This window comes from uncultured Christiangramia sp., from assembly GCF_913046405.1.
GTDB classification, from domain to species: Bacteria; Bacteroidota; Bacteroidia; order Flavobacteriales; family Flavobacteriaceae; genus Christiangramia; species Christiangramia marina.
In genome coordinates, this window is the sequence record NZ_CAJWRQ010000163.1 from 1 (window position 1) to 2,773 (window position 2,773).

Below are 2,773 nucleotides of genomic sequence, written 5' to 3' on the forward strand. Positions count from 1 at the left end.
ACATATTTCTATAAATAAGAACAGGTCTCCGTACGAGCGAAGACCTGTAGAAACTAAAATTGGAATTATCTAGGTAATCCTCTTAGTAAAACTATTTGTGATGCCTGGTCATCTTCACGATCGGCATTGGTATGACCGTCTAAATTCATAAAATCACTGCTTTCCCAATAGTGCGGTTGTACCGCGAGAAGAAAAGTTCCCGGTTCTCCAATTTTGTCTGAAACGTCTATCAATGAACCAAATTCTCCACTAAAACCTGTAGAATTATCTGGATCCAGGTCCTGTCTTACAATAAGTTCAAGCACATGCTGAATATTATGTCCATTTAAATCTGATTGATAGATATATGCGGAATGTCCTCTACTAAAGCTGTTGGGATCTTCCTGGATATAAACAAAATTTTCAGTTACACAGATATTATCAGGACTTTGCAGAGCTCCTAAATTCCCGTCCATGTTATTGGTGTCTGTGTTTCCACTAATGATCTGAGTTAATTTACCTGAAAGCGGAGAGTTTTCGTCCAACTCAAGTTTATACACAGTACCCCAGTCATTATAAGTACCTCTTCCTGGACCTCTACCGGTAACCGCGAAGTATACATTTCTAGCATTAGAATCAACTCCTTTCTGGTAATCCACGTCTTCAACTCTCATAAATTGAGTAGCAAGCACAATGGAACTGGCTGTTTCCATTTCATCCTTGGTAAGATCCTTACCATTCTCGATCTCAACAAATTCTACTTCGTAGGTTGATTGAAGATCAAAACTTGACTCATTATAAACAACATCAGATTCTACAGCTTTTTTTCCATCCATTCCATCTGAAACTTCTTTTGTACGAAGCACATATATCTTCCCGTTTTCCAGATCATCATCGGCATTTTCAGAATAATAGAGCACCACCTGTCCTTCAGAACCAGATGAATCATCATCGCCTCCAATGATCACTGTTTTTCCAGAGTACGCATTCTTAGGAAGTGGAACAGCGTTCTCCCAGGAAAATTCACCGAGGGCATCAAGACCAAAATCTGCCTGAGGCGTTGGATTCTCAACCCACGGGTCTATCCCTTTTACATCGTAGTTAATACTTTCTGAAGCTGAAAGGAAAAGATCTTTTGAGCCTCCATGAATGCTGGCTTCCCACATAGTGGCAGAACATTGTCGTGCATAATCTGAAACACCTGAGTTTAATAAATAGTCTCCGCTTACTGGGTTCAGGTATTGGTCAAACCGGATTCTCGCTACTGCATAACTATCTTCACAGTTTACCACATACATATAACCGTCACCGTCTTTTAAAAATCCTGCTCCATCAGCAGAACCTGCCAGTTGGAAATCATCTCCTACCACATCTGGTGTGCTTAATAGAGAATAAGCCTGAACGAAACTGAATTGCGAGGACATGGTAACTAGCGGATCAACCGCACTTTTATTTTCGAATATTTCGGGAGCGGGTGTGAAATCCTCTCCATCCTGGCCATCTTCTCCATTTATTCCATCAACACCATCCTGGCCATCGATTCCATTTATACCATCTACACCGTCTTCAGCTTCACAACCGATGATTGCCGATGATAGAGCGGCTAGTAAAAATAGCCGACCCATTAAATTTGTAATTCTGTTCATTTGAAAAATAATTTATGTTTTTTAGTTGTGTTAAAAATACAGTTTGAAGTCAGCCAGGATGTTAAGCCACTGTAGTACTTAAATTAATTTAAAATCACGTTTAGGTTAAGGAGTTAAGTTTGTTTTAATTCGAGAAAAATTGATATTGCGGAAACCTATTTAATGTTAAAAACCATTAAGAGATTAGTGCAAATTGTACTAAAAACATTATTGATGCGGTTCAGTTTGTAAATGTATAGTACCTGGGGCCAGACCAAGCCCTAACAAAAAAACCCCGCATTTCTGCGAGGTTTTTCTATAATATATAGTTGCGAATTACTTCACTTCTTCAAAATCTACATCTTCAACATCATCTGCACCCTGAGAGGCTCCACCATCTCCTGATCCACCTTCAGCGCCTGTAGCACCTTGCTGTGGTCCGCCTGGCTGACCGCCCTGAGCTTCTGCCTGAGCTTTGTACATTTCTTCTGATGCAGTCTTCCATGCCTCATTCAATTTGTCTAAAGCTGGAGAAATTTGCTCAATCTCCTTGGTTTCGTAAGCTTTTTTCAATTCTTCTAAAGCTTCTTCCACTGGCTTCTTCTTGTCTTCAGAGATCTTATCTCCAAATTCCTTTAGTTGCTTTTCAGTCTGGAAGATCATGCTGTCTGCTTCGTTGAGCTTATCAACTTTTTCTTTAGCCTGCTTATCGCTTTCAGCATTTGCTTCAGCTTCTTTCTTCATTTTCTCGATTTCCTCTTCAGTCAATCCTGAAGAAGCCTCGATACGAATATCCTGAGATTTTCCAGTAGCTTTATCTGTAGCACTTACTTTAATGATACCGTTAGCATCAATATCGAAAGTTACTTCAATCTGCGGAGTTCCTCTTTGCGCTGGTGGAATACCATCTAGGTGGAATCTTCCAATCGTCTTGTTATCTGCCGCCATTGGACGCTCTCCCTGAAGTACGTGGATCTCAACTGAAGGCTGATTATCTGCCGCTGTAGAAAAAGTTTGTGACTTCTTAGTCGGGATCGTAGTATTCGACTCGATAAGTTTCGTGTTCACTCCTCCCATGGTTTCGATACCTAGAGAAAGTGGAGTTACATCAAGTAGCAATACATCTTTTACATCTCCTGTAAGTACACCACCCTGGATAGCAGCACCAA

The 2,773-nt window shown here is 40.4% G+C and carries 2 protein-coding genes; both read right to left on the reverse strand.

Going from position 1 to position 2,773, the window contains the following annotated elements:
- Positions 1-65 precede the first annotated feature (65 nt).
- Positions 66-1,625: a hypothetical protein gene (locus tag QZ620_RS13765; protein WP_295182753.1), complete on the reverse strand. Its 1,560-nt coding sequence runs from the start codon at positions 1,623-1,625 to the stop codon at positions 66-68.
- Positions 1,626-1,940: 315 nt separating this feature from the next.
- On the reverse strand, positions 1,941-2,773 hold an 833-nt coding region (locus QZ620_RS13770; RefSeq protein ID WP_295182755.1), incomplete at its 5' end, for an Hsp70 family protein.